Source organism: Serratia sp. MYb239 (genome assembly GCF_002966855.1).
Taxonomy (GTDB): Bacteria; Pseudomonadota; Gammaproteobacteria; order Enterobacterales; family Enterobacteriaceae; genus Serratia_B; species Serratia_B rhizosphaerae.
Window position 1 is genome coordinate 1614989 of the sequence record NZ_CP023268.1, and the last position, 22937, is coordinate 1637925.

17 protein-coding genes are annotated in these 22937 nt (G+C 59.7%); 6 read left to right on the forward strand and 11 right to left on the reverse strand.

Annotation, left to right across the window (positions count from 1 at the left end):
* The 5 genes from ltaE to CLM71_RS07750 all read right to left on the reverse strand — a co-directional run bounded on the left by ltaE (position 1) and on the right by CLM71_RS07750 (position 6710).
* The gene (gene ltaE, locus CLM71_RS07730) at positions 1-1017 is read right to left on the reverse strand and encodes a low-specificity L-threonine aldolase (RefSeq protein WP_105230495.1); all 1017 of its coding nucleotides are present in this window, start codon (positions 1015-1017) and stop codon (positions 1-3) included.
* Positions 1018-1074: 57 nt separating this feature from the next.
* Positions 1075-2796 carry a ubiquinone-dependent pyruvate dehydrogenase gene (gene poxB, locus CLM71_RS07735; protein ID WP_105230496.1) on the reverse strand — a complete coding sequence of 574 codons (1722 nt, stop codon included), beginning with the start codon at positions 2794-2796 and terminating at the stop codon, positions 1075-1077.
* Between the two features lie 146 nt (positions 2797-2942).
* The gene (hcr, locus tag CLM71_RS07740; RefSeq protein ID WP_105230497.1) at positions 2943-3947 is read right to left on the reverse strand and encodes an NADH oxidoreductase; all 1005 of its coding nucleotides are present in this window, start codon (positions 3945-3947) and stop codon (positions 2943-2945) included.
* A gap of 54 nt (positions 3948-4001) precedes the next feature.
* Positions 4002-5651, reverse strand: coding sequence for a hydroxylamine reductase (gene hcp / locus CLM71_RS07745; protein ID WP_105233253.1), 1650 nt, complete (start codon positions 5649-5651; stop codon positions 4002-4004).
* A 162-nt stretch (positions 5652-5813) separates the two neighbouring features.
* Complete coding sequence (locus tag CLM71_RS07750; RefSeq protein WP_105230498.1) at positions 5814-6710, reverse strand: lysine exporter LysO family protein; 897 nt, start codon at positions 6708-6710, stop codon at positions 5814-5816.
* Between the two features lie 187 nt (positions 6711-6897).
* On the opposite strand from CLM71_RS07750, the gene CLM71_RS07755 reads away from it, so the two are divergent.
* Positions 6898-8556 (forward strand): ATP-dependent endonuclease, encoded by a 1659-nt coding sequence (locus tag CLM71_RS07755; protein WP_105230499.1) that lies wholly within the window; start codon positions 6898-6900, stop codon positions 8554-8556.
* Positions 8557-8577: 21 nt separating this feature from the next.
* Here the strand turns inward: CLM71_RS07755 and CLM71_RS07760 are convergent, their stop codons facing one another.
* A complete protein-coding gene (locus CLM71_RS07760) occupies positions 8578-9528 on the reverse strand; it encodes a VirK/YbjX family protein (protein WP_105230500.1) in 951 nt (316 codons plus the stop codon).
* A gap of 23 nt (positions 9529-9551) precedes the next feature.
* Here CLM71_RS07760 and CLM71_RS07765 point away from each other — a divergent pair, with 23 nt between their 5' ends.
* The 3 genes from CLM71_RS07765 to macB all read left to right on the forward strand — a co-directional run bounded on the left by CLM71_RS07765 (position 9552) and on the right by macB (position 14884).
* Positions 9552-11585, forward strand: coding sequence for a hypothetical protein (locus CLM71_RS07765; RefSeq protein ID WP_234008627.1), 2034 nt, complete (start codon positions 9552-9554; stop codon positions 11583-11585).
* 240 nt (positions 11586-11825) lie between these two features.
* The gene (macA, locus tag CLM71_RS07770; RefSeq protein WP_105230502.1) at positions 11826-12938 is read left to right on the forward strand and encodes a macrolide transporter subunit MacA; all 1113 of its coding nucleotides are present in this window, start codon (positions 11826-11828) and stop codon (positions 12936-12938) included.
* Positions 12938-14884 (forward strand): macrolide ABC transporter ATP-binding protein/permease MacB, encoded by a 1947-nt coding sequence (macB, locus tag CLM71_RS07775; protein ID WP_105230503.1) that lies wholly within the window; start codon positions 12938-12940, stop codon positions 14882-14884. The genes macA and macB overlap by 1 nt, the downstream gene beginning before the upstream one ends.
* 77 nt (positions 14885-14961) lie before the next feature.
* On the opposite strand, the gene cspD is transcribed toward macB, so the two are convergent.
* Positions 14962-15183, reverse strand: coding sequence for a cold shock-like protein CspD (gene cspD / locus CLM71_RS07780; protein ID WP_015671737.1), 222 nt, complete (start codon positions 15181-15183; stop codon positions 14962-14964).
* Between the two features lie 335 nt (positions 15184-15518).
* Between cspD and clpS the strand changes: the two genes are divergently transcribed.
* Entirely contained in the window at positions 15519-15839 is a 321-nt protein-coding gene (clpS, locus tag CLM71_RS07785; RefSeq protein ID WP_105230504.1) for an ATP-dependent Clp protease adapter ClpS, read from the forward strand.
* 27 nt (positions 15840-15866) lie between these two features.
* Positions 15867-18146, forward strand: coding sequence for an ATP-dependent Clp protease ATP-binding subunit ClpA (gene clpA, locus CLM71_RS07790; protein WP_105230505.1), 2280 nt, complete (start codon positions 15867-15869; stop codon positions 18144-18146).
* Between the two features lie 214 nt (positions 18147-18360).
* Here clpA and infA read toward each other — a convergent pair whose 3' ends face one another.
* From infA to cydD, 4 genes are all read right to left on the reverse strand, one after another.
* Positions 18361-18579 (reverse strand): translation initiation factor IF-1, encoded by a 219-nt coding sequence (gene infA, locus CLM71_RS07795; protein WP_002211347.1) that lies wholly within the window; start codon positions 18577-18579, stop codon positions 18361-18363.
* Between the two features lie 126 nt (positions 18580-18705).
* Positions 18706-19410, reverse strand: coding sequence for a leucyl/phenylalanyl-tRNA--protein transferase (gene aat, locus CLM71_RS07800; RefSeq protein ID WP_105230506.1), 705 nt, complete (start codon positions 19408-19410; stop codon positions 18706-18708).
* Between the two features lie 19 nt (positions 19411-19429).
* Positions 19430-21166, reverse strand: coding sequence for a cysteine/glutathione ABC transporter ATP-binding protein/permease CydC (gene cydC, locus CLM71_RS07805; protein ID WP_105230507.1), 1737 nt, complete (start codon positions 21164-21166; stop codon positions 19430-19432).
* Between the two features lie 2 nt (positions 21167-21168).
* On the reverse strand, positions 21169-22935 hold the full coding sequence (gene cydD / locus CLM71_RS07810) for a cysteine/glutathione ABC transporter permease/ATP-binding protein CydD (protein WP_105230508.1): 1767 nt from the start codon (positions 22933-22935) through the stop codon (positions 21169-21171).
* Positions 22936-22937: the final 2 nt, after the last annotated feature.

The window sequence follows — 22937 nt, forward strand, 5'->3', positions numbered from 1 at the left end:
TCAGGCGTGCCGTTGTAAAAACTCGCGCCATAGCTCGACCACCTGCTGCAGATCCTGCCGGCTGACGTCGAGGTGGGTGACAAGACGCGTCAGCGGCCCGCTGCCGATCAGCACGCCGCGCTCGCGCATCCACGGGCTGAGCTGCGCCGCCTGTTCGGCGGACTGACGGATATACAGTATGTTGGTCTGGGCGCCCGGTTCGACGATCGTGAGCCCGAGATCGCGCAGCTGCTGTTCCAGCCAGCGGGCGTTGTCGTGATCCTCCTGCAGCCGGGCGACGTTATTTTCTAACGCATAGCGGCCCGCCGCCGCCAGAATGCCGGCCTGACGCAGGCCGCCGCCGGTCATTTTGCGCCAGCGAATGGCGCGCTGAATAAATTCGGCGCTGCCGCACAGCAGCGATCCCACCGGCGCGCCGAGGCCTTTGGACAGGCAGAGGGTGAAGGTATCGCAGTATTGCACAATCTTGTGCAGCGGCACGTTGAGCGCCACCGCGGCGTTGAAAATGCGCGCGCCGTCGATATGCAGCGCCAGCCGCCGCTCGCGGCTGAACTGCCACGCCTGTTCCAGATAGGCGAGCGGCAGTACCTTACCGCTGATGGTGTTCTCCAGGCTGAGCAGCCGGCTGCGGGCAAAGTGAATATCGTCGGGTTTGATGGCGGCGGCAACGTTGTCCAGCGGCAGCGTGCCGTCGTCGTCGGCTTCGATCGGCTGCGGCTGAATGCCGCCCAGCACCGCCGCGCCGCCGGCCTCATATTTATAGTTATGCGCCTGCTGGCCGACGAGGTATTCATCGCCGCGCTGGCAGTGGCTGAGCAGCGCCACCAGATTGGCCTGAGTGCCGCTGGGTAAAAACAGCGCCGCCTCTTTGCCGGCCAGCCGCGCCGCTTCATGTTGTAGCGCGTTGACCGTGGGGTCATCGCCGTAAACGTCGTCGCCGACTTCGGCATTGGCCATCGCCTGGCGCATGGCGCTCGTGGGTTGCGTGACGGTATCGCTGCGGAGATCGATCAGCATGAGTATCCTTGCAATGGTTAAGGGCGACGCAGCAGGCCGCGCCGCCGACAGGGCGGATTAACGCCGCCAGTTGGTTTTGGCCAGTTCGACCACTTCGTCGCCGCGGCCGTTAATGATGGCGCGCAGCATATACAGGCTGAAGCCTTTGGCCTGTTCGAATTTGATCTGCGGCGGCATCGCCAGCTCCTGTTTGGCGGTCACCACGTCCAGCAGCGCCGGACCGGGGTGCGCCAGCATCTCCTGCAGAGCGCCATCCAGCTCTGAGGCTTTTTCAACCCGGAAGCCTTTAATGCCGGCCGCGTTGGCGATGGCGGCAAAATCAGGGTTATGTAGATCGGTGCCGTCGGTCAGGTAGCCGCCGGCTTTCATCTCCATCGCCACAAATCCCAGTACGCTGTTATTGAACACCACCACTTTGACCGGCAGCTGCAGTTGCGCCAGCGATAAGAAGTCGCCCATCAGCATGGTAAAGCCGCCGTCGCCGCACAGCGCCACCACCTGTTTATCCGGCGCGGTGGCCTGAGCGCCGATGGCCTGCGGCATCGCGTTGGCCATGGAGCCGTGGTTAAACGAACCAAGCAGCCGGCGTTTACCGTTCATCTGCAGGTAGCGGGCCGCCCAGACGGTAGGCGTGCCGACGTCACAGGTGAAAATGGCGTCGTCGGCGGCATGGCGGCTGATTTGCTGCGCCAGATACTGCGGGTGAATCGGCTGGCTATCGTTGCAGGTTGCCAGGCTGTCGAGATCCTGACGCGCGTTGCGGTAGTGCTCCAGCGCCTTATTCAGGAATTTGGCGTCGTTCTTGGCCTCCAATTGCGGCAACAGGGCGGAAAGGGTGGTTTTTATATCGCCCACCAGTGCCATATTTACCGGGCAGTGCGCGCCGATGCTGCCGGGGTTGATATCCACCTGAATGATCGTGGCGTTGGTGGGGTAAAAGGCACGGTAGGGGAACTGGGTGCCGAGCAGCACCAGCGTGTCGGCATTCATCATGGCGTGATAGCCGGAGGAGAAGCCGATCAGGCCGGTCATGCCGACGCTGTACGGGTTGTCCCACTCAATATGCTCTTTGCCGCGCAGCGCGTGCACGATCGGCGCCTGCAGCAGTTCGGCCAGTTTCACCACTTCATCATGAGCGCCGGCGCAGCCGCTGCCGCACATCAGGGTAATATTTTTCGCTCCGTTCAGCGTTTCCGCCAGTCGGTTAAGCTCGCTCATCGGCGGCTGCACCAGCGGCAGCGCCGGGGTCTGCCAGACTACTTCGGCGTCTTCCGGCGCCATGCGCAGCGCCACGTCGCCGGGCAGAACCACCACCGATACGCCACGGTTAAGGATCGCCTTGCGCATGGCAATCTCCAGCACGCGTGGCAGCTGTTCCGGGTTGGAGACCAGCTCACAATAGTGGCTGCACTCGCGGAACAGCTCCTGCGGATGGGTCTCCTGGAAGTAGCCGCTGCCGATCTCGCTGGAAGGAATATGGGCGGCGATCGCCAGAACCGGCACGTGATTGCGGTGGCAGTCGAACAGGCCGTTGATCAGATGCAGGTTGCCCGGCCCGCAGGAGCCGGCGCACACCGCCAACTGGCCGGTCAGCTGCGCTTCCGCGCCGGCAGCAAAGGCGGCCACTTCCTCGTGGCGGGTGCCCAGCCATTCAATCGTACCCATGCGGTGCAGGCTGTCGCTCAGGCCGTTCAGCGAGTCGCCGGTGACGCCCCAAATGCGTTTGACGCCCGCCTGGTCCAGGGTTTTGGCAATCAATGTCGCTACGGTTTGCTTCATAGTTCCCCCAGTGATGGTGGTATCCCCGGCGTTTAACTACGGGGATATAAAGGTCTTCTCAGCTTAGCAAGCTTCGGGGATTACAATAGAACGGGATGAGGAATAGTTTTCGCCAATAAGTGCCCCGCGAAAAACGGGGCGCGGGATCAGGCGAGGGTGACGTCGCCGTGCAGTTGGCAGCTGCAGGCCAGTACGTAACCCTGGGCGATCTCTTCCGGCGTCAGCGTCATGGTGCTGCTGGTGGTGTAGTCGCCGTCGAGCACGCGGGTTTTGCAGGAGCCGCAGACGCCGGCGCGGCAGGCGGCGGTTACCGGCAACCGATGGGATTCCAGAGCCGCCAGCAGCGTGCTGCCGACCGGTGCGCGGAACTCACGCAGCGGCCGGCCGATGCGCAGCGCCAGCGTATTGTCCGCTTGCCCGGCGTTTTCCGCCGGCGTGTGAAACTGCTCTTTATGCAGGCGTGCGGGCGGTACGCCCAGCGCCAGGCACAGCTGTTCAACCTGCGCCATATAGGGGACCGGGCCGCAGGTCATCACCCGGCGTTCGGCGATATCCGGTACGTGCTGCCGCAGTACTGCGTCGCTGATGCGTCCGCTGAGAAAACCGGGCTGCGCACGGTGTTCGGCCATCAGCGTCAGTTTCAGCGACGGGTGTGCGGCGCACAGCTGTCGCCACTGTTCGGCGAAGATCACCGCCTCCGGGCTGCGGACGCTGAAGATCACCTGCACATCGCACGCCGGGCGGTTCGCCGCCAGCCAGCGGCACATCGAGATAATCGGCGTGACGCCGCAGCCGGCGGCCAGCATTAAATAGCGTTCGGCGGGGTGCTGCACGCAGCTGAACTCGCCCTGCGCGTCGGACAGCCATAGCGTATTGCCAGGGCGTACTTCCTGCGTCAGCCAACGCGAGCCGACGCCGTCCGGCAGGCAGCGCACGCTGATGCTGAGGAACGGGCTGAGCCCCGGTGAGGAAGAGAGGGTATAGGCGCGCAGGGTATCTTCGCTGTTGCGGATGCTTACCAGCGCGAACTGACCGGGCTGATAAGGGTAAAAATCGTGGCAGATCAGGTTCAGCGTCCAGACGTCGGCGGTTTCCTGCCGGATGGAATGCACCTGCATGCGGTTCGGACACAAAGAATGGGGTTGGGTCATAAGGCACCTCACTGCGGACGGGGCGCATTTTGCCGCCCCGTAAAAATGACGGAATCAGCCCAGAATGGCCTGCAGATCCTGTTGGACGGTGGTGATCGGACGCATACCGAATTTATCGTTGAGGATCGTCATCAGGTTGTCGGTCAGGAAGCCCGGCGCGGTCGGGCCGGTAAAGATGTTTTTCACCCCCAGCGCCAGCAGCGTCAGCAGGATGACGATCGCTTTTTGCTCAAACCACGACAGCACCAGACTGAGCGGCAGATCGTTGACGCCGCAGCCTAGTTTCTCAGCCAGTTTTACCGCCAGCATAATCGCAGAATAGGCGTCATTGCACTGGCCGACGTCCAGCAGGCGCGGCAGGCCTTCCAGCGTGCCGAAATCCAGTTTGTTAAAGCGGTATTTGCCGCATGCCAGCGTCATAATCAGGCAGTCCTGCGGCACCGCGCGGGCGAAGTCGGTGTAGTAACTGCGTTCACCGCGGCTGCCGTCGCAGCCGCCGACCAGAAACACATGACGCAGTTTTTTGCGGCTGACCAGATCGATCACCGTATCGGCGGCGTTGAGCAACGTCTGGCGGCCGAAGCCCACGGTGATCAGGTGCTCTATCTCGCTGTAGGGGAAGCCGGCCATGCCCTGCGCCTGGCGGATGATGGCGGAAAAGTCATCGCCGTCCAGGTGATTGACGCCCGGCCAGCCAACGATGCTGCGGGTCCAGATACGGTCGCCGTAATGGCCGACGTTCGGGTCAATAATGCAGTTGGAGGTCATGACGATCGGGCCGGGGAATTTGGCAAACTCCACCTGCTGGTTTTGCCAGCCGCTGCCGTAGTTGCCGACCAGATGTTTGAATTTTTTCAGTTCCGGATAGCCGTGCGCCGGCAGCATTTCGCCGTGGGTATAGACGTTGACGCCCTGGCCTTCAGTCTGTTCCAGCAGCATGCGTAAGTCTTTCAAATCATGGCCGGAAATCAAAATTGCTTTACCGGCCACCGGCCGCACGTTGACCGAGGTGGGCTGCGGATCGCCATACGCGTCGGTTTCTCCTCGGTCGAGGATCGCCATCACGCCGAAGTTCATGTGGCCGATGGCCATGGCATTGCTCAGCAGGGTGTCGACGTCGCGCGGTTGGGTGCCCAGCCAGGCCATCAGCCCGTGATACTGGGCATAGATCGCGTCATCGTACTGGCCGAGAACGTGGGCGTGCTCCATATAGGCTGCGGCGCCTTTGAGCCCGTACAGGCACAGCATACGCAGGCCGTGCACGTCGTCCCCCACCTCGGCCTTATCCTGATCGAGAGCAAACTGCGCCGCCTGTTGCAGCAGGCTGTCGATATCATCGCCGGCCAGCTGCAGCGCCGCCAGCGGATGGTCAACCGTGACCGACGGTTCCAGCAGACGGCAGCGCGCCGCCAGCGTATCGCGCAGCGCGATGGTCTCCCGCGCGTAGCCGATAATGCGCGCCGAGTCGAAGTTGACGTTGGTCAGTGTGGAAAAGAAAGCGCGCGGGGCGAAGCTGTCGATCTGGTGGTCGATAATGCCCAGCGCGCGCGCCTGCAGCGCCCAGGCGGACAGGCCCTGCAGCGCGGCGACCAGCAGATCCTGCAGATCGGAGGTTTCGGCGGTTTTGCCGCACATGCCTTGCGCATAGGCGCAGCCGTTGCCGGCCGGGGTTCGGATGGTTTGTTCACATTGCACACAAAACATAATCGCGTCCTTTTTAAAGTTGCATTTTAAATGCTTGTTTTGGAGCATAGATCGGCAACTGCCGGGGCAAAAGCGTTTTGTCGGAAAAGTGACGTAAGTTTGATTTAACGCAAAATAGCGTGCGGATGAGAACGATTCCGGGGGGAATGCCCCCGGAAACGGTCAGGAGAACAGGGCGATCAGTACCGGCGCCATCAGGCTCAGCAGGAAGCCGTGGACGATGGCCGGCGGTACGATCTCCAGGCCGCCGCTGCGCTGCAGCACCGGCAGGGTGAAATCCATCGAGGTGGCGCCGCACAGGCCCAGCGCCGTCGAGCGGCTGCGGCGGATAAGCGTGGGGATCAGCATAATCGCCACCAGTTCGCGCAGCAGATCGTTAAAGAAGGCGGTGCTGCCGAGTACCGGGCCGTAGGCGTCGCTGATCAAAATGGCGGACAGCGAATACCAGCCAAAGCCGGAGGCCACCGCCAACCCGGCTTTCACCGGCACCCCCAGCAGCCAGGCCGCCAGCGCACCGCCGGCCAGCGCGCTGATGGCCACGACCACGCCGACCAGCATGCCGCGGCGGTTAACAATGATCTGCCGCAGCGTCATACCGCTGTTGCGCAGCTGAATCCCCACCAGAAACAGCAGGAAAATCAGCGCGTACTCGCTGCCGGCAGTGGCGTAGTGCAGCCAGGGCCACTGCGTCAGGCCGAGCAGGAAGCCAATCAGCACCACGCCGCACAGTTGCAGCGACTCTAACGCCATATGCAGGCGTGAGGGCAGCTTCTCCTGTTTATGCGTGCTGCGCCACGGCAGTTTGCGCTCCAGCAGGTACAGCGCCAACGCGTTGGCGAGGAAGATGCAGAGGAAAAACGCGGCGGTGTATTGGAAGATCAGCAGCAGATTACTGCTGAGGTTTTCCAGAAACGCCAGACTGATGCCCATTAAAAACAGAATAACGTACACCATCCGGCTGAGCAGACGGTTGATGCTCTGGATAAGGCGATGGCTGTGCAGCGGGATAAGGTAGCCGGCGATCAGCGGCACCAGAATGATCAACAGTCCTGAATACATGACGACAAAATTTCCTTGCTCAAATCGCCACGGCAAGTGCCGTGCGACCGCAACAGGCTAATCAAAACCCTCTTCAGAGTAAAGTAGCAGATTTACGCGCGTTTGCTTGACCTGCGGGGGGATTGTTGACCATGCTCAGAGTCGTCATTCGACAGAGAGTGGCGAAGGTTCGCACGGGAGGCGACAGATGTACTTAGAACGCATTGAGATTGTAGGTTTCCGTGGCATTAATCGGCTGTCGCTGACGCTGGATGACAACACGCTGCTGCTCGGAGAAAACGCCTGGGGTAAATCCAGCCTGTTGGATGCGCTGACGCTGCTGCTGGCGCCGGAAGAGACGCTGTACCGCTTCGAAACGCATGACTTCCACTTCCCGCCCGGTGATGAAGCGGCCAAGGAGCGCTACCTGCAGATCATTTTTACGTTCTGTGAGAAGGACATCGGGCATGCCCATCTGCCGCGCTATCGCCATCTATCGCCGCTGTGGGTCAAGGCGGAGGATGGCCTGAGCCGCATCCATTATCGCTGCGAAGGGGAGATGACCGATGATGACACGGTGTGTACCTGGCGCAGCTTTCTGGATGCCGACGGCAACCCGCTGTTGCTGCATCATATCGACCGGCTGGTGCGCAGCATTATTCGCATTCACCCGGTGCTGCGGCTGCGCGATGCGCGCTTTATCCGGCGTCTGCGCCCCAGCTCGCTCGGCGATCGGTTGCCTGCCGATAACGAGGCGCTGGCGCAGCAGCTTGACCAACTGACGCGTGAACTGGTGCGCAACCCGCAGAAACTGACCAATGGCGAGCTGCGTCAGGGGCTGGCGGCGATGCAGCAACTGCTGGAGCACTATTTTTCCGAGCAGGGTTCACACGTCGCCGGGCCGCGACGACAGCGCCGGCAGCAGGAGCAGCAGGCGTGGCGTTCGCTCGATAATATCAACCGCATGGTGGCCGAGCCGAACAGTCGCAGCATGCGGCTGATTTTGCTGGGCATGTTCTCGACGCTGCTGCAGGCCAAGGGGAATGTGAAGCTGGAACCTCATGCGCGCCCGCTGCTGCTGGTGGAGGATCCGGAAACCCGCCTGCATCCGATTATGCTGTCGGTCGCCTGGGGATTGCTGAATCAGCTGCCGCTGCAGCGCATCACTACCACCAACTCCAGCGAACTGGTATCGCTGGTGCCGGTGGTGCACGTCTGCCGGCTGGTGCGCGAGTCCGGCCGGGTGGCGACCTATCGCCTTGGGTCACGTGGTCTCGGGCCGGAAGACAGCCGGCATATCGCCTTCCATATCCGGTTTAACCGTCCTTCTTCGCTGTTCGCCCGCTGCTGGCTGCTGGTGGAAGGGGAGACCGAAGTATGGCTGCTGAACGAGCTGGCGCGGCAGTGCGGGCATAATTTTCAGGCCGAGGGCGTCAGGGTGATTGAATTTGCCCAGTGCGGGTTAAAACCGCTGCTGAAGTTTGCCCGGCGGATGGGGATTGAGTGGCATGCGCTGGTGGATGGCGACGAGGCCGGCAAAAAGTACGCCAATACCGTGCGCAGCATGCTGGACAATCATGAGGATAATGAACGTGACCGTCTGACGGCGCTGCCGGCGGCGGACATGGAACACTTTATGTATAAAGAGGGATTCAGCCCGGTGTATCACCGGGTGGCCTCGGTGCCGGTTAACGCTCAGATGCCGATGCGCAAGGTGATCCTGAAAGCGGTGCACCGCGCCTCGAAGCCGGATCTGGCGATCGAAGTGGCGATGCAGGCGGGCGAGTGGGGCACCGACGCGGTGCCGGCGCTGCTGAAAAAAATGTTCTCACGGGTTATCTGGCTGGCGCGCGGCCGGGCCGACTAGCCGCGGCCGCCGGCCATGCTCTCACCGGGAAAAATGCGCGGCCAGCCCCTGTTCCAGCGCGTCCAGCAGTTGATAGCGGCGGCGGTATTCCGCGCGTTTTTTGCTGGCGACCTCCTCCAGCGGTTTGCGGGCGATGCGTTCCGGCAGCAGGAAGTAGCCGCCGGGCAGCGGCCGGGCCGCCATCGACAGCCAGAACTGGTCATAATCGGCATGCAGCAGGTCGCGCTTTTTGTTTTTATAGCGCCAGTTCTGGTAAATATGACTGCCGTTGCCGACGGCCACCACTTGCTGAATCCCCAGATGGCGCGCCAGGTGGCACACCCCTTCCAGCACCAGCCGTTTGGGGAACAGGCCGTGGCAGGCTTTAGTCGCATGCTGAATCTCGCTGTGCGGCACGTCAACGTTTGCTCCCTGCAGACCGCCGATAAACAGCGTACTCTTTTGCCGGAAATGCATCAGGGTGAAGGTGATTTCCGCCAGCATAATGCCCGCGGCGTTGCGCAGCAGCAGCGTAGTTTCTCCCTCCTTGTTCAGCTTATCGATCGCCGCCAGTTCCAGCGTCACCGTCTCGCCGTTTTTATCCGTCGCGTGGCTTAACACCAGCGGCTGTGTTCCCAGGTGCCCGTGCAGCATTTTCCCCGGCATGCGCTGGGCAATCAGATCGTAGTGGTCGCGCAGCGCAAACAGGCCGTCGAGTTTGCTCATATTGGCCGCCAGATACGGGCGGTGCAGTTTGCACGGCAGGTTGGGCTGCGCGCGCAGGATGGTTTCCAGCAGCGGGTTGTCCGCCAGCGTGTTCATCAGCCCGCTGGTGGTCTGCCAGTTCAACAGAGAACGGCTGAGGAACTTCAGGCGAAACGAGGTTTTGCGCCAGCACTGGGCGGGCGCCATGCTGCCGCTTAGCAGCGCGGTGATTAACCGTTGGCCGTTCATCGGCTGGCTGGCGACGAGCGGAAAGCTGAATTGTGACATGGTGAAGTCCTTGACGATATTGAATGGCGCTATTTCATCAAGGGGTGACTAAACGGCAGTTCAATATTGCCGGTGCGGTATTAGGAATATTCATTATGTTGAGCTGCGGTTTAACGATCGCTGTGTGCCAAGGCTCTGAATGCGATGTTGTTGTGTGGTTAATAGTAGGTTTCCATTTTGTATTAAATATTGCGGCGTCTGTTTACATTGTTATCTCACTCAACGCAGTAAGACAGGAGCAATATATGGACAAGCAAACGCCGGTTACTTATGAAGATGTGATGAGCCGCGGTGGATATACCCCCGTTGGTTATTTTAAAGACGGCTTTTATATTGAATCACATAATCAGGCGCTGTATTTAGAAAGTAGTGATAAATATGTCGCTTGGCGGGGCAATTTGCCATATGAGTTGAAACCAGGCAAGACGCCGGAAACAGATGGAATAAAGGAAGTTGATGGAATGTATGGCTACAGTCCGAATGCCTGGGTAGATGTCAGTAATCTGATGCCGTCGATCCGACTGGATAATATGGTGCTGGTGGAAGATTTCTTCCATTTGGTCACTGACGATGGCGACTGGACGCCGGCGGCCCAGGCCGCGCTTAAGCATGCGTTTGATAATAAGCTTAATAAAGTTTGGTCATTTCAAAGGATGGCGTTTAAATCACCGTTGCGCATTGATAATTGGGGCCGGGGATTGGAAGTACGTTTTGCAAATGTAGAAGCGCATAAAAATTTCCCTGTTTACACGGACTGGAAAAACGCAACGCCACTGATTCTGATTGGCGGAAGTTCCGGGGGTGGGATGGTTGCTCTTGAAATCCATATTGGCTATATGAACGGTAAGACAGTTGCAAATGGCATATCTGTGCAAGGGCCAGGCTGCGGCGGTTCGCGGATTCATATTGGTCGAGCGATTGACTGTAATATTGTGTATGACTGCAGTCGGCAAACGCATCCTTCAGCCTCTAACTTTATTACCGGCGATTATTGGCATCGGGGAAATATGGGAGCTTACTTCGCCAGGGGGACGTCCGGCAAGCAACCTGTTGCAGAAGGGCATAAACTTTCCGTCGGTTTTATTACCGGGATGATTTATGGCGGTTCTCTGTGGAGAAATGGTTCGCAGTATGGGCAGATTTCCGGCGATGCAGACTTCAATGGCCGATATTTATCGGAAGTGACCCTGTCCGGTAATTCATTTACTGGGCTGGAGCGCGGCGCCGAAATTTCTAACGGTACGGCAAGCGGTGAAGTGTTGGCCTTCTATGCACAAACCGCGGGCGTCTATAAAGTTCTGATTATCGAGAAAGTTAACGTGTCCGGCGGTAATAGTTCCTTTGCCACGGGCGATAAGTTGACCTCCGGTTCATGGAGCGGTGAAGTGTCTGCCGTACGCACCGCAGAGCAGGGGCAGCAGTTCTATTTTGATATCATCCTCGATTTTTATGGCAGCGCCTTTGCCAAAATTGATGTGGACTGTGGTTATCTGGGCGGTATTGTTGGCCATTCTCTGCATAGTTGCTCCCTGAACTATAAGAGTTCGTACTCGGCATATACCAACTCGATGAACGGCGCGCAGTGGGTGCATTCCGGTTCAACGATGACGCTGCGGGACAGTTACCTGAATAAAAACGTCTTGGACAGCACCGCTGATTTTGTGGCGCCGGGCGGCCATCTGTTTATGCGCAATTATCGGACCTATGGTTCCGAGTTTGCCGCAACGTTTGCCCCGGGTAAGCCAGTGACTATTCGCCAGTTCAAACATATTGGCAGTACCAATGCCCCGGGTATGAAAGATATTTATGAGGTGCAGATGTTTGGCCCTAATAGCCGGCTAAAGGGGCTCTGTGCAAGTTTTAAAGTGGCGGTATCGGGCGAAGATTTGGAAATTTTTGAGAGTACAGTCACGGATGCTTCCCGGGTGAAAGTTATTCCTGTCGTTGAAAGGGATCAGGAAGAACCGAACAATATTGATAAAATTAAGCTGTTTGTGCAGGTACAGCAGGATTCGCCAAATACCTTCCCGCTCTACTTTACCTTCAACAGAAAGTAACAGGGCGGTAAAACAGCAGGGGTGATCTTTACCCTCAAGACGGCCGGGAGCGATCCCGGCCGTCTTTTTTTCGCGTCGGGAATATGTGATTTGATCGCGGATAATCGGTTATAGTGCGCGTTAATTGACTAAAGAGCGCGCGTAACGGCGGGATGAAATACCGGGATCGTGGGAATTTGTCCGCTGAAGCGTTCACAATGCGCGATCATCTCCGGTAAAAACAAAAGGATATACCACTTTATGAAGTTTATGGGACGTCTACGACGCAGGACGATCGTCATCGTGGGACTGGTGGTTATCGCCGTGGCGGCATTCTGGTTTTTCCGTCAGCCGGCAGCGGTGGACTATAAAACGGTGAAGGTGGCCAAGCGCGACCTGCAGCAAAACGTACTGGCGACCGGTCAGCTGGATGCGGTACGCAAAGTTGACGTCGGCGCGCAGGTCAGCGGCCAGTTGGAAAGCCTGACGGTTGAAATTGGCGATAAAGTGAAGAAGGGCCAGCTGCTGGGGGTGATCGATCCGCAGCAGGCGCAAAACAGCATCCGCGAAAGCGAGGCGATGCTGCGCGAACTGCATGCACAGCTGCAGCAGGCGCAGGCCGAGCAGCATCTGGCGGCGGTCACCCTGCAGCGCAATCGCGCGCTGTCGCGTGTGCAGGCGGTATCGCGTCAGGATTTGGATAAATACACCAGCGAACTGGCGGTGAAAAAGGCGCAGGTGGAGAGTATCAAGGCGCAAATCGCCCGTAATCAGGCCAGCCTGGATACGGCCAAAATCAACCTGGCCTACACCCGCATCGAAGCGCCGATGGACGGTGACGTGGTGCAGATCACCACCCTGCAGGGGCAAACGGTGATTGCGGCGCAGCAGGCGCCGAACATTCTGACGCTGGCCGATCTCAGCACCATGCTGGTGAAGGCGCAGGTGTCCGAAGCCGACGTTATTCACCTGAAGCCGGGGCAAAAGGCCTGGTTTACCGTGTTGGGCGACCCGAACAAACGCTTTGACGGCGTGCTGAAAGACATTCAGCCGACGCCGGAGAAGGTCAACAACGCCATCTTCTACTATGCCCGTTTCGAGGTGCCGAACCCGCAGGGGCTGTTGCGTCTGCAGATGACCGCACAGGTGCACATTCAACTGGGCGGCATCAGCCAGGCGATGGCGATCCCGCTGGCGGCGCTGGGCGAGCAAATTGCCGATAACCGCTATTATGTGGCGGTGCTGAAGCAGGGCAAGGAAGAGAAGCGCGAAGTGACCATCGGCATGCGTAATAATATAGACGTGCAGATTGTCAAAGGGCTTGGGGTCGGCGACGAGGTTATCGTTAACCGCGGCGGCGCGGAGGCCAACTGATGGCAACGCTGCTTGAGCTGAGCGGCATCTGCCGCAGCTATCAGTCTGGCGAACAGACCGTCGAGGTGCTGAAGAACGTGACGCTGAGCATCGACGCCGGCGAAATGGTGGCGATTATCGGCGCTTCCGGCTCCGGCAAATCGACGCTGATGAACATTCTCGGCTGTCTCGATAAGCCGAGCGCCGGCACGTACCGCGTGGCGGGGCAGGATGTGGCCACGTTGAACGGTGATGCCTTGGCGGCGCTGCGGCGTGAACATTTCGGCTTTATCTTCCAGCGCTACCATCTGCTGCCGCATCTGAGCGCCTCGCACAATGTCGAGGTGCCGGCGGTGTATGCCGGGCTGGGCAAAGCGGCACGGCGCGAACGCGCCACGGCGCTGTTGCAGCGGCTGGGATTGGGGGAGCGCGTCGCGTACCAGCCGAGCCAGCTGTCCGGCGGGCAGCAGCAGCGCGTCAGTATCGCCCGGGCGCTGATGAACGGCGGCCAGGTGATTTTGGCGGATGAGCCGACCGGGGCGCTGGACAGCCACTCCGGCGAAGAGGTGATGGCGATCCTCAAGCAGCTGCGCGAGCAGGGGCATACGGTGATTATCGTCACGCACGATCCGACGGTGGCGCAGCAGGCGGAGCGGATCATTGAAATTCGCGACGGCGAGATCATTAACGACTCCCGGCCGGCAGGCATGCCGAATCCGCAGGCCAAGTCATTGGATCTGGCGACGCCGGCGCCCTCCTGGCAGCAGGCGAGCGGACGTTTTCGCGAAGCGCTGGTGATGGCCTGGCGTGCGATGGCGGCGAATAAAATGCGCACCATGCTGACCATGCTGGGGATTATCATCGGCATCGCCTCGGTGGTCTCCATTCTGGTGATCGGCGACGCCGCCAAACAGATGGTGCTGGCGGATATCAAATCGATCGGCACTAATACGGTCGATATCTATCCGGGCAAAGATTTTGGCGATGACGATCCGGCCTATCGTCAGTCGTTGAAGTATGACGATCTCGATGCGCTGCGTGAACAGCCGTACGTCGGCGCGCTGTCACCGACCATCGGCAGCAGCATGCGGCTGCGCATGGGCAATGTGGATGCGGCGGCGAATGTGACCGGCATCAGCGAACAGTTTTTCCGCGTCTACGGTATGACATTCAACCAGGGGAGCGGCATCGACCAGCTGCAGGTGCAGTCGCAGGCGCAGGTGGTGGTGATCGACGCCAATACCAAGCGCCGTCTGTTCCCGCATCAGAAAGAGGTGGTCGGCGAGGTGATTCTGGTCGGCAATATGCCGGCAACGGTGGTGGGCGTCGCCCAGGAGAAGCAGTCGATGTTCGGCAGCAGCAAAACCCTGAGCGTCTGGGTGCCGTACAGCACCATGGCCAACCGGCTGATGGGCAATGCCTATTTTGATTCGATCACCGTACGCATCCGCGACGGCTACAACAGCCAGGAGGCGGAGCAGCAGCTGACGCGCCTGCTGACGCTGCGCCACGGCAAGAAAGACTTCTTTACCTACAACATGGACAGCCTGGTGCAGACCGCAGAGAAAACCACCCGCACCCTGCAGCTGTTCCTGACGTTGGTGGCGGTGATTTCGCTGGTGGTCGGCGGTATCGGGGTGATGAATATCATGCTGGTGTCGGTCACCGAGCGTACGCGTGAAATCGGCATCCGCATGGCGGTCGGCGCGCGTTCCGGCGACGTGCTGCAGCAGTTTCTGATTGAAGCGGTGCTGGTGTGTCTGGTGGGCGGTGCGCTGGGCATCGGCCTGTCGTTCGCCATCGGCCTGCTGGTGCAGCTGGTATTGCCGGGCTGGCAGATAAGCTTCCCGCCGGCGGCGCTGCTCAGCGCGTTTATCTGTTCCACCGGTATCGGCGTGGTGTTCGGCTATCTGCCGGCGCGCAATGCCGCCCGTCTTAACCCGATTGATGCGCTGGCGCGAGAATAAGGACCGTCCGGCGGTGATGAAAAATGCCAGTCACCGATGTGGCTGGCATTTTGGTAGGGCGGCGGCATGCGCCGCCTTCAGGTTACCGCTTCGCTTTCCAGCGGCTCAATCAGGCTGGCGTGGTTGCCCTTCGGGCCTTGATGCACGTCGAATCTGACCTGTTGACCGGCTTTCAGCGTCCGGTAACCATCCATTTTGATCGTCGAATAATGAGCGAAAATATCCTCGCCACCGCCTTCCGGACAGATAAAGCCGAAACCTTTGGCGTTATTGAACCATTTAACAGTACCCGTCTCCATGTTTCTACATCCCTCGCAACGCTATTTTAAGTGAGATGAATAACTGATTTTCAGATGAGCCAAAAAGTGGTTAAAAGACCAGCAGCTCACGAAATTACACTCTAGAACATCTGATCATCACGTCAAGCGATCGGCTTTTGACAAGGGACGGCAGTTCCTCAAAGTTTGAAGCAGGTAACGCTATTGCCATGCAATCGACGTCGATCGCCGCCGTTTTTATCGGCGCTTTCCCTGCGGCGAAGAGAGGGCGAAGATGATAAAATAGTAGAGATCCCCGTTTGAATAACCTGAATGCGCCCCCATATCTTGGGGTAGACAAGAGAAGATGAGCAGCGATGGGCAATAGCAACGATTGGCTGAATTTTGAACACTTGGCCGAAGAAAAACAAATCGATGCGGTAAAACCGCCGTCAATGTATAAAGTTATACTTAACAACGACGATTACACTCCGATGGAATTTGTGATTGACGTTCTGCAAAAGTTCTTTTCTTATGATATTGAACGCGCAACGCAACTGATGCTTACGGTGCACTATCAAGGCAAGGCGATCTGCGGTGTGTTTACCGCCGAGGTGGCGGAGACCAAGGTCGCTCATGTGAACCGTTACGCGAGGGAGAACGAGCATCCGTTGCTTTGTACGCTGGAAAAAGCCTGATTAAGGCAATCTATTGGGGAGGTGCTTATGCTCAATCAAGAACTGGAACTCAGTCTCAACATGGCTTTCGCCAGAGCGCGTGAGCACAGACACGAGTTTATGACCGTGGAGCACCTGTTGCTGGCGTTACTGAGCAACCCTGCCGCGCGAGAAGCGCTTGAGGCATGTACGGTGGATCTGGCGGCGTTGCGCCAGGAGCTGGAAGCCTTTATCGAACAAACCACGCCGACGCTGCCGGCCAGCGAAGAAGAGCGCGACACCCAGCCGACGCTCAGCTTCCAGCGCGTGCTGCAGCGTGCGGTATTCCATGTGCAATCCTCCGGCCGTAGTGAAGTATCCGGCGCCAACGTGCTGGTGGCGATTTTCAGCGAACAGGAGTCGCAGGCGGCCTATCTGCTGCGCAAGCATGACGTCAGCCGTCTGGACGTGGTGAACTTTATTTCGCACGGTACGCGTAAAGACGAACCGGGCCAGGCGCCGAACAACGCGGAAAACCCGATCAACGAAGAGCAGTCCGGAGGGGAAGACCGTATGGAAAACTTCACCACCAACCTCAATCAGCTGGCTCGGGTAGGCGGCATCGATCCGCTGGTCGGCCGCGACCGCGAACTGGAACGCGCGATTCAGGTACTGTGCCGCCGCCGCAAGAACAACCCGCTGCTGGTGGGGGAATCGGGCGTGGGTAAAACCGCGATTGCCGAAGGGCTGGCGTGGCGTATCGTTCAGGGCGACGTGCCGGAAGTGATGGCGGACTGCACCCTGTATTCACTGGATATCGGCTCGCTGCTGGCGGGCACTAAATACCGCGGCGACTTCGAGAAGCGTTTCAAGGCGCTGCTCAAACAGCTGGAGCAGGATCAGAACAGCATCCTGTTTATCGATGAGATCCACACCATCATCGGCGCCGGGGCAGCCTCCGGCGGGCAGGTGGACGCCGCCAACCTGATCAAACCGCTGCTGTCGAGCGGCAAGATCCGGGTGATCGGATCCACCACCTATCAGGAGTTCAGCAATATCTTTGAGAAGGATCGCGCGCTGGCGCGCCGCTTCCAGAAGATCGATATTACCGAACCGACGCCGGAAGAGACCGTGCAGATTATCAACGGTCTGAAAACCAAATACGAAGCGCATCACGATGTGCGCTATACCGCCAAAGCGGTGCGTGCGGCGGTGGAGCTTTCGGTGAAATACATCAACGACCGTCATCTGCCGGACAAGGCGATCGACGTGATTGATGAAGCCGGCGCGCGCAGCCGTCTGATGCCGGTCAGCAAGCGCAAGAAAACCGTCAACGTGGCGGATATTGAATCCGTGGTGGCGCGCATTGCGCGCATTCCGGAGAAAACCGTCTCGGCGAGCGACCGCGATGTGCTGAAAAATCTGGGCGACCGTCTGAAGATGCTGGTGTTCGGTCAGGATCCGGCTATCGAAGCGCTGACCGAAGCGATCAAAATGAGCCGCGCCGGTCTGGGGCATGAGCGTAAGCCCGTCGGTTCCTTCCTGTTCGCCGGCCCGACCGGCGTCGGTAAAACCGAGGTGACGGTACAGCTGGCGAAGGCGCTGGATATCGAGTTGCTGCGCTTTGATATGTCCGAGTATATGGAACGTCATACCGTCAGCCGCCTGATTGGCGCGCCTCCGGGCTATGTCGGCTACGATCAGGGCGGCCTGCTGACCGATGCGGTGATTAAGCATCCGCATGCAGTGGTGCTGCTCGATGAGATCGAGAAGGCGCACCCGGACGTGTTCAACCTGCTGCTGCAGGTGATGGATAACGGTACGCTGACCGATAACAACGGCCGTAAGGCCGACTTCCGCAACGTGATCCTGGTGATGACTACCAACGCCGGGGTGCGCGAAACGGAACGTAAATCCATTGGCCTGATTGAGCAGGACAACAGCACCGATGCGATGGAAGAGATCAAGAAAGTGTTTACGCCGGAATTCCGTAACCGTCTGGACAACATTATCTGGTTCAACCATCTGTCAACGGCGGTGATCCAGCAAGTGGTCGACAAGTTTATTGTCGAACTGCAGGCGCAGCTGGACGCCAAAGGCGTTTCGCTGGAGGTCAGCGATGAAGCGCGCGACTGGCTGTCGGTGAAAGGCTATGACCGTGCGATGGGCGCGCGTCCGATGGCGCGGGTGATGCAGGAAAACCTGAAGAAACCGCTGGCGAATGAGCTGCTGTTCGGTTCTCTGGTGGATGGTGGTTCAGTGAAGGTTGAGCTGGATCCGGATACCCAACAGCTGACCTATCACTTCCTCAGCGCCCAGAAGCGCAAAGCGGATGAAGGCGTGCATTAATCCGGCAACGGTATGATGCGGTAATAAAAAAAAGCGATGCTTCGGCATCGCTTTTTTATGCGCCGGACAGCGCGCAATGAATATGAGTGAGCCCTCTCAGTTTACCTACGCACTTGCAACTCAGTGCTGAACGCTGCGGCGGGGGTAAACGGAAAGGGCTCAGGGCGGGATTTACATCCTCAGCGTCGCCACGGACTGGCGACCGGTCAGCCGATTAACGGCTACGGAAGACAATGCGGCCTTTGCTCAGGTCGTACGGGGTCAGCTCTACAGTGACTTTGTCGCCCGTCAGGATGCGGATATAGTTTTTACGCATTTTACCGGAGATATGAGCGGTAACCACGTGCCCGTTTTCCAATTCAACGCGGAACATGGTGTTCGGCAGCGTATCAAGAACGGTGCCTTGCATTTCAATATTGTCTTCTTTGGCCATCGAATCCTCTAGGTGTAACTACCTTAGTTTTTAACCGGCAAGATAATGCCGAAAAACCCACATTATGTAAAGATGTGTCGGTGAACAATGCACCGTTTCCGCAAATTAGTTTGTCGGTGAGGACGGTTAAACCTGCTGTGGGGGTATCACTTGCGCCGCCCAGCACTCTGCCGCCAACGGTCGGCGCTGAAGCTCGCTGAGCTGCTGTAAAAAACTGCGCCGGGAAATTTCCCTCGCGCCAAGCGAGGCAGTGTGCGCGTTCAACACCTGACAGTCAATCAATTCCCCGCCAAAAGCGGCAAAATGACGGCAAAACGCCATCAGCGCGCATTTTGAGGCGTTGGTGACGCGGCTGAACATTGACTCGCCGCAGAACAGCGCGCCCTGAGCGACGCCATACATGCCGCCGACCAGTGCGTCATCTTGCCAGACCTCGACCGAATGGGCGTAGCCCAGACGGTGCAGATGCAGATAGGCGCGCTGTACCTCCGGGCCGATCCAGGTGCCGTCCTGCGGCCGCTCGGCGCAGGCGGCAATCACCGCGGCGAAGTCATGGTTCAGCGTAATGCGGAACGGGTCGGCGCGCAGGAAGCGTTTGAAGCTGCGGCTGATATGACGCTCGGCCGGGTATAACACCGCGCGCGGATCCGGCGACCACCACAAGATCGCCTCGCCCGGCGAATACCAGGGGAAAATGCCGCGCTGGTAAGCGGCCAGCAGGCGTGGCGCGCTCAGATCGCCGCCAATCGCCAGCAGGCCGTTAGGATCGCGCAGCGCGCCCTCCGCTGAAGGGAAGGCGACGGAGTGCGGCGACAGTTTCACTATGCGCATATCACCTCTTAGCGTCGCGTTACAGCGAGACGTTGCTGATACGTTGGCGGAACTGGGCATAGCGCCCGCGCTGGCGCAGCAGCGTGGCGTGATCGCCTTGTTCGACGATATGGCCGCCGTCCATCACGCAGATGCGGTCCATATGCTCCAGGCCGTACAGGCGGTGGGTCACCAGGATCAGCGTTTTGCCCTGACAGTGCTGACGCAGCAGCGCCAGAATCTGTTGTTCGGTCTCAGCGTCCAGCCCTTCGGTTGGTTCATCCAGCAGCCACAGCGGTGCTGAATGCAACAGCGCGCGGGCGATGCCCAGACGCCGCTGTTCACCGCCGGACAGCTGACGGCCGCCTTCGCTGAGCCAGGCGTTCAGCCCTTCGTTTTCCAGCAGTTTGTCTAGCCCGACCTGGCTCAGCGCCTGTTGCAGAGTTTCGTCGTCCGCCTCCGGCGCCGCCAGCCGCAGGTTTTCACGCAGCGTGTCGCTGAAGACATGCACCCGCTGGCTCACCACCGTGGTCATGGCGCGCAGCGTACTTTCATCGTAGCGGGCTAACGGCTGGCCGTTGAGCAGAATATCGCCGCCGTCGGCGTCCCAGGCGCGCGTCAGCAGCTGCAGCAGCGTGGACTTGCCGCAGCCGGTGCGTCCCAGCAGGGCGATATGCTCCCCGGCGGCGACTTCCAGTTCAACATTCTGCAGTACCGGCTGCGGTTGCCCCGGATAGGTAAAATCAATGTGGCGCAGTTGCAGCGTCGCGCTGGCCGCTGTTGCAGGGCCGGCTACGGGGAAATCGACGGTGGGCTGCTGTTCGATCAGCTGTTTTACCCGGGTGGCGGAGGCGATCACTTGGCCGAGATGCTGAAAAGCGGCGGCAACCGGCATCAGCGCTTCAAACGAGGCCAGTCCGGCGAATACGAACAGCGCGATCAACGCTCCGGGCTGGCTATTGCCGCCGACGCCGCCGGCGGTCAGCCAGAGCAGCAGCGTCACCGTCAGCCCGCCGGCTAAAATCATCAGCGCCTGCGCCATACCGCCTAATGATGCCTGCTGCCACTGGCGGCGCTGCCAGCGCTGTTCAATCTGATCGAGCGTGTGGCGGAAATCGTTTACGGCGCCGAACACCACCAGCTCGGCCTGGCCCTGCAGCCAGGCGGTCAGCCCGGTGCGATATTGGCTGCGCAGGGCGGTCAGTTCGCTGCCGATCGGTTTGCCGGCGGAGTAAAACAGCGGCGGCACCAGCAGCAGCAATAACAGCAGAATGCCGCCGAGAATCAGCGCCAGCGTCTGGTCGACAAAGCTCAGGCCAAAGGTGACGACCACGATCACCACGGCCGCGCTGATCAGCGGTGACATTACCCGCAGGTACAGATGGTCCAGCGTATCAACGTCGGCCACCAGCCGGTTTAACACCTCGGCCTGACGGAAGCGGGCGATGCCGCCGGGCGATAGCGGCAGAATCTTGCTGAAGGTGAAGACCCGCAGGTGCGCCAGCACCCGGAAGGTGGCGTCGTGGCTGACCACGCGCTCGGCGTAGCGGCCGGCGGTGCGGAAGATCGCCGCGCCGCGTACGCCGGCGGCAGGCAGCATATAGTTAAAGGTGAGCAGTCCCGCCAGCCCGGCCAGCGACGAGGCGGCGAGGAACCAGCCGGACAGGGTCAGCAGGCCGATGCTGGCCAGCAGAGTGATAATCGCCAGCACGATGCCCAGCGCAATCAGGAACCCATGGCGGCGGTATAGCGCCAGAAACGGCAGTAAAACGCGCATGATTATAGCTCCCCGCTGCGGTGTGCGATTAAGGTGGCGAACAGCCCCGGCTGGGCGCTCAGGCTGGCGTAGTCGCCCTGTTGAACGATCTTTCCGTTATCCATGACCCAAATCTGGTCGAAATCCTCGGTATCTTCCAGCTGGTGGGTGACCAGCAGGGTAGTTTGGCGCCGTGACGCGGCATTCAGCGCCTGCATCACCAGACGCTCGCTGTGGGCATCCAGGCTGGCGGCCGGCTCATCCAGCAGCAGCAGCCGACGCGGGCTGATTAACGCGCGGGCGACGGCCACCCGCTGCGCCTGGCCGACCGACAGGCGGGCGGCGCTGTCGCCAAGCTCCGTCTGCAGCCCCTGTGGCAACTGCGGCAAGAACTCGCTGACGTAAGCCTGTTCCACCGCCTGCAGTAATTGCGGTTCATCGGCCTGCGGATTACCGAGCAGAATATTGTCGCGCAGCGTTTGCGCCGGCAGATGCGGGTTTTGCCCGACCCAGCCCAGCTGTCGCCGCCAGTTCTCAGCGTTCAGTTCGCGCAGTTCGTTGCCGTTTACCGTCAGGGAGCCGCGGTAGGGCAGGAACCCCAGCAGCAGATTCAGCAACGAGCTTTTGCCCGCGCCGCTGAGGCCTACCAGCGCGATGCGCTGATTAGCGGGCAGGGTGAAGGTCAGCGGCCCTGCCAGTACGACGCCCTGCGGCGACAGAATTTCCAACCGATCGGCGGCCAGCGTGAGCGGGATTGCATCGTCCAGCGTCAGTGTGCCCTGACCGATCTGTTCGCCTTCTGCATTGAGGAAGGTTTCCAACGCCTCTGCGGCGCCGACCGCCTGCGCCTTGGCGTGGTAAAACGCGCCCAGATCGCGCAGCGGCTGGAAAAATTCCGGCGCGAGCACCAGCACTAAAAAGCCGGAAAACAGCGTCACGCCGAGGCCGTAACTGCCGAAGTTCAGATCCCCCAGATAAGAGAAGCCAAAATAGACCGCGACCACGGCGATTGACAGGGAGGCGAAAAATTCCAGTACCGCAGAGGAGAGAAACGCCATGCGCAGCACTTCCATGGTGCGGCGGCGGAAGTCTTCGGAGGAGCGGGCGATCTGCGCGGTTTCCGCCTGCCCGCGGTGGAACAGGCGCAGGGTGTCCAGCCCGCGCAGCCGGTCGAGGAAGCTGCCGCTCAAGCGCGCCAACGCGACAAAGTTACGGCGGTTGGCATCGGCGGCGCCCATGCCGACCAGCGCCATAAACAGCGGGATTAACGGCGCGGTCGCCAGCAGGATCAGCCCGGCGGCCCAGTTAATCGGAAAAACGGCGATTAGGATCAGCAGCGGGATAAACACCGCCAGATACATTTGCGGCAGGTAGCGCGAGTAATAATCCTGCATATCTTCGATCTGTTCGACGATTATCGTCGCCCAACTGCCGGCCGGTTTACCCTGCACCCAGGCCGGGCCAAGCTGCTGCAGTTTGTCCAGCACCTGCCGGCGTATTTCCCGCCGCAGTACCTGGCCGCCAATAAAACCCACCCGTTCCCGCAGCCAGCTGAACAGCGCGCGCAGGACAAAAGCGGCGGCCAGCCAGATAAATGATGAGGTCAGCTGTTCGCGGGGCGTATGGTCGATGATTAAGGCATGGAGCAGTGAAGCCAGCAGCCAAGCCTGCGCTACGATTAACAGGCCGCTGCACAACCCCAGCAGCATGGAAAGGCGCAACCACCGCTTGGCCAGCGTGCTTTGCGTTTTAAGCCATTGGGTCAACTGGTGCTGTCTGGTTTTTTTCATTG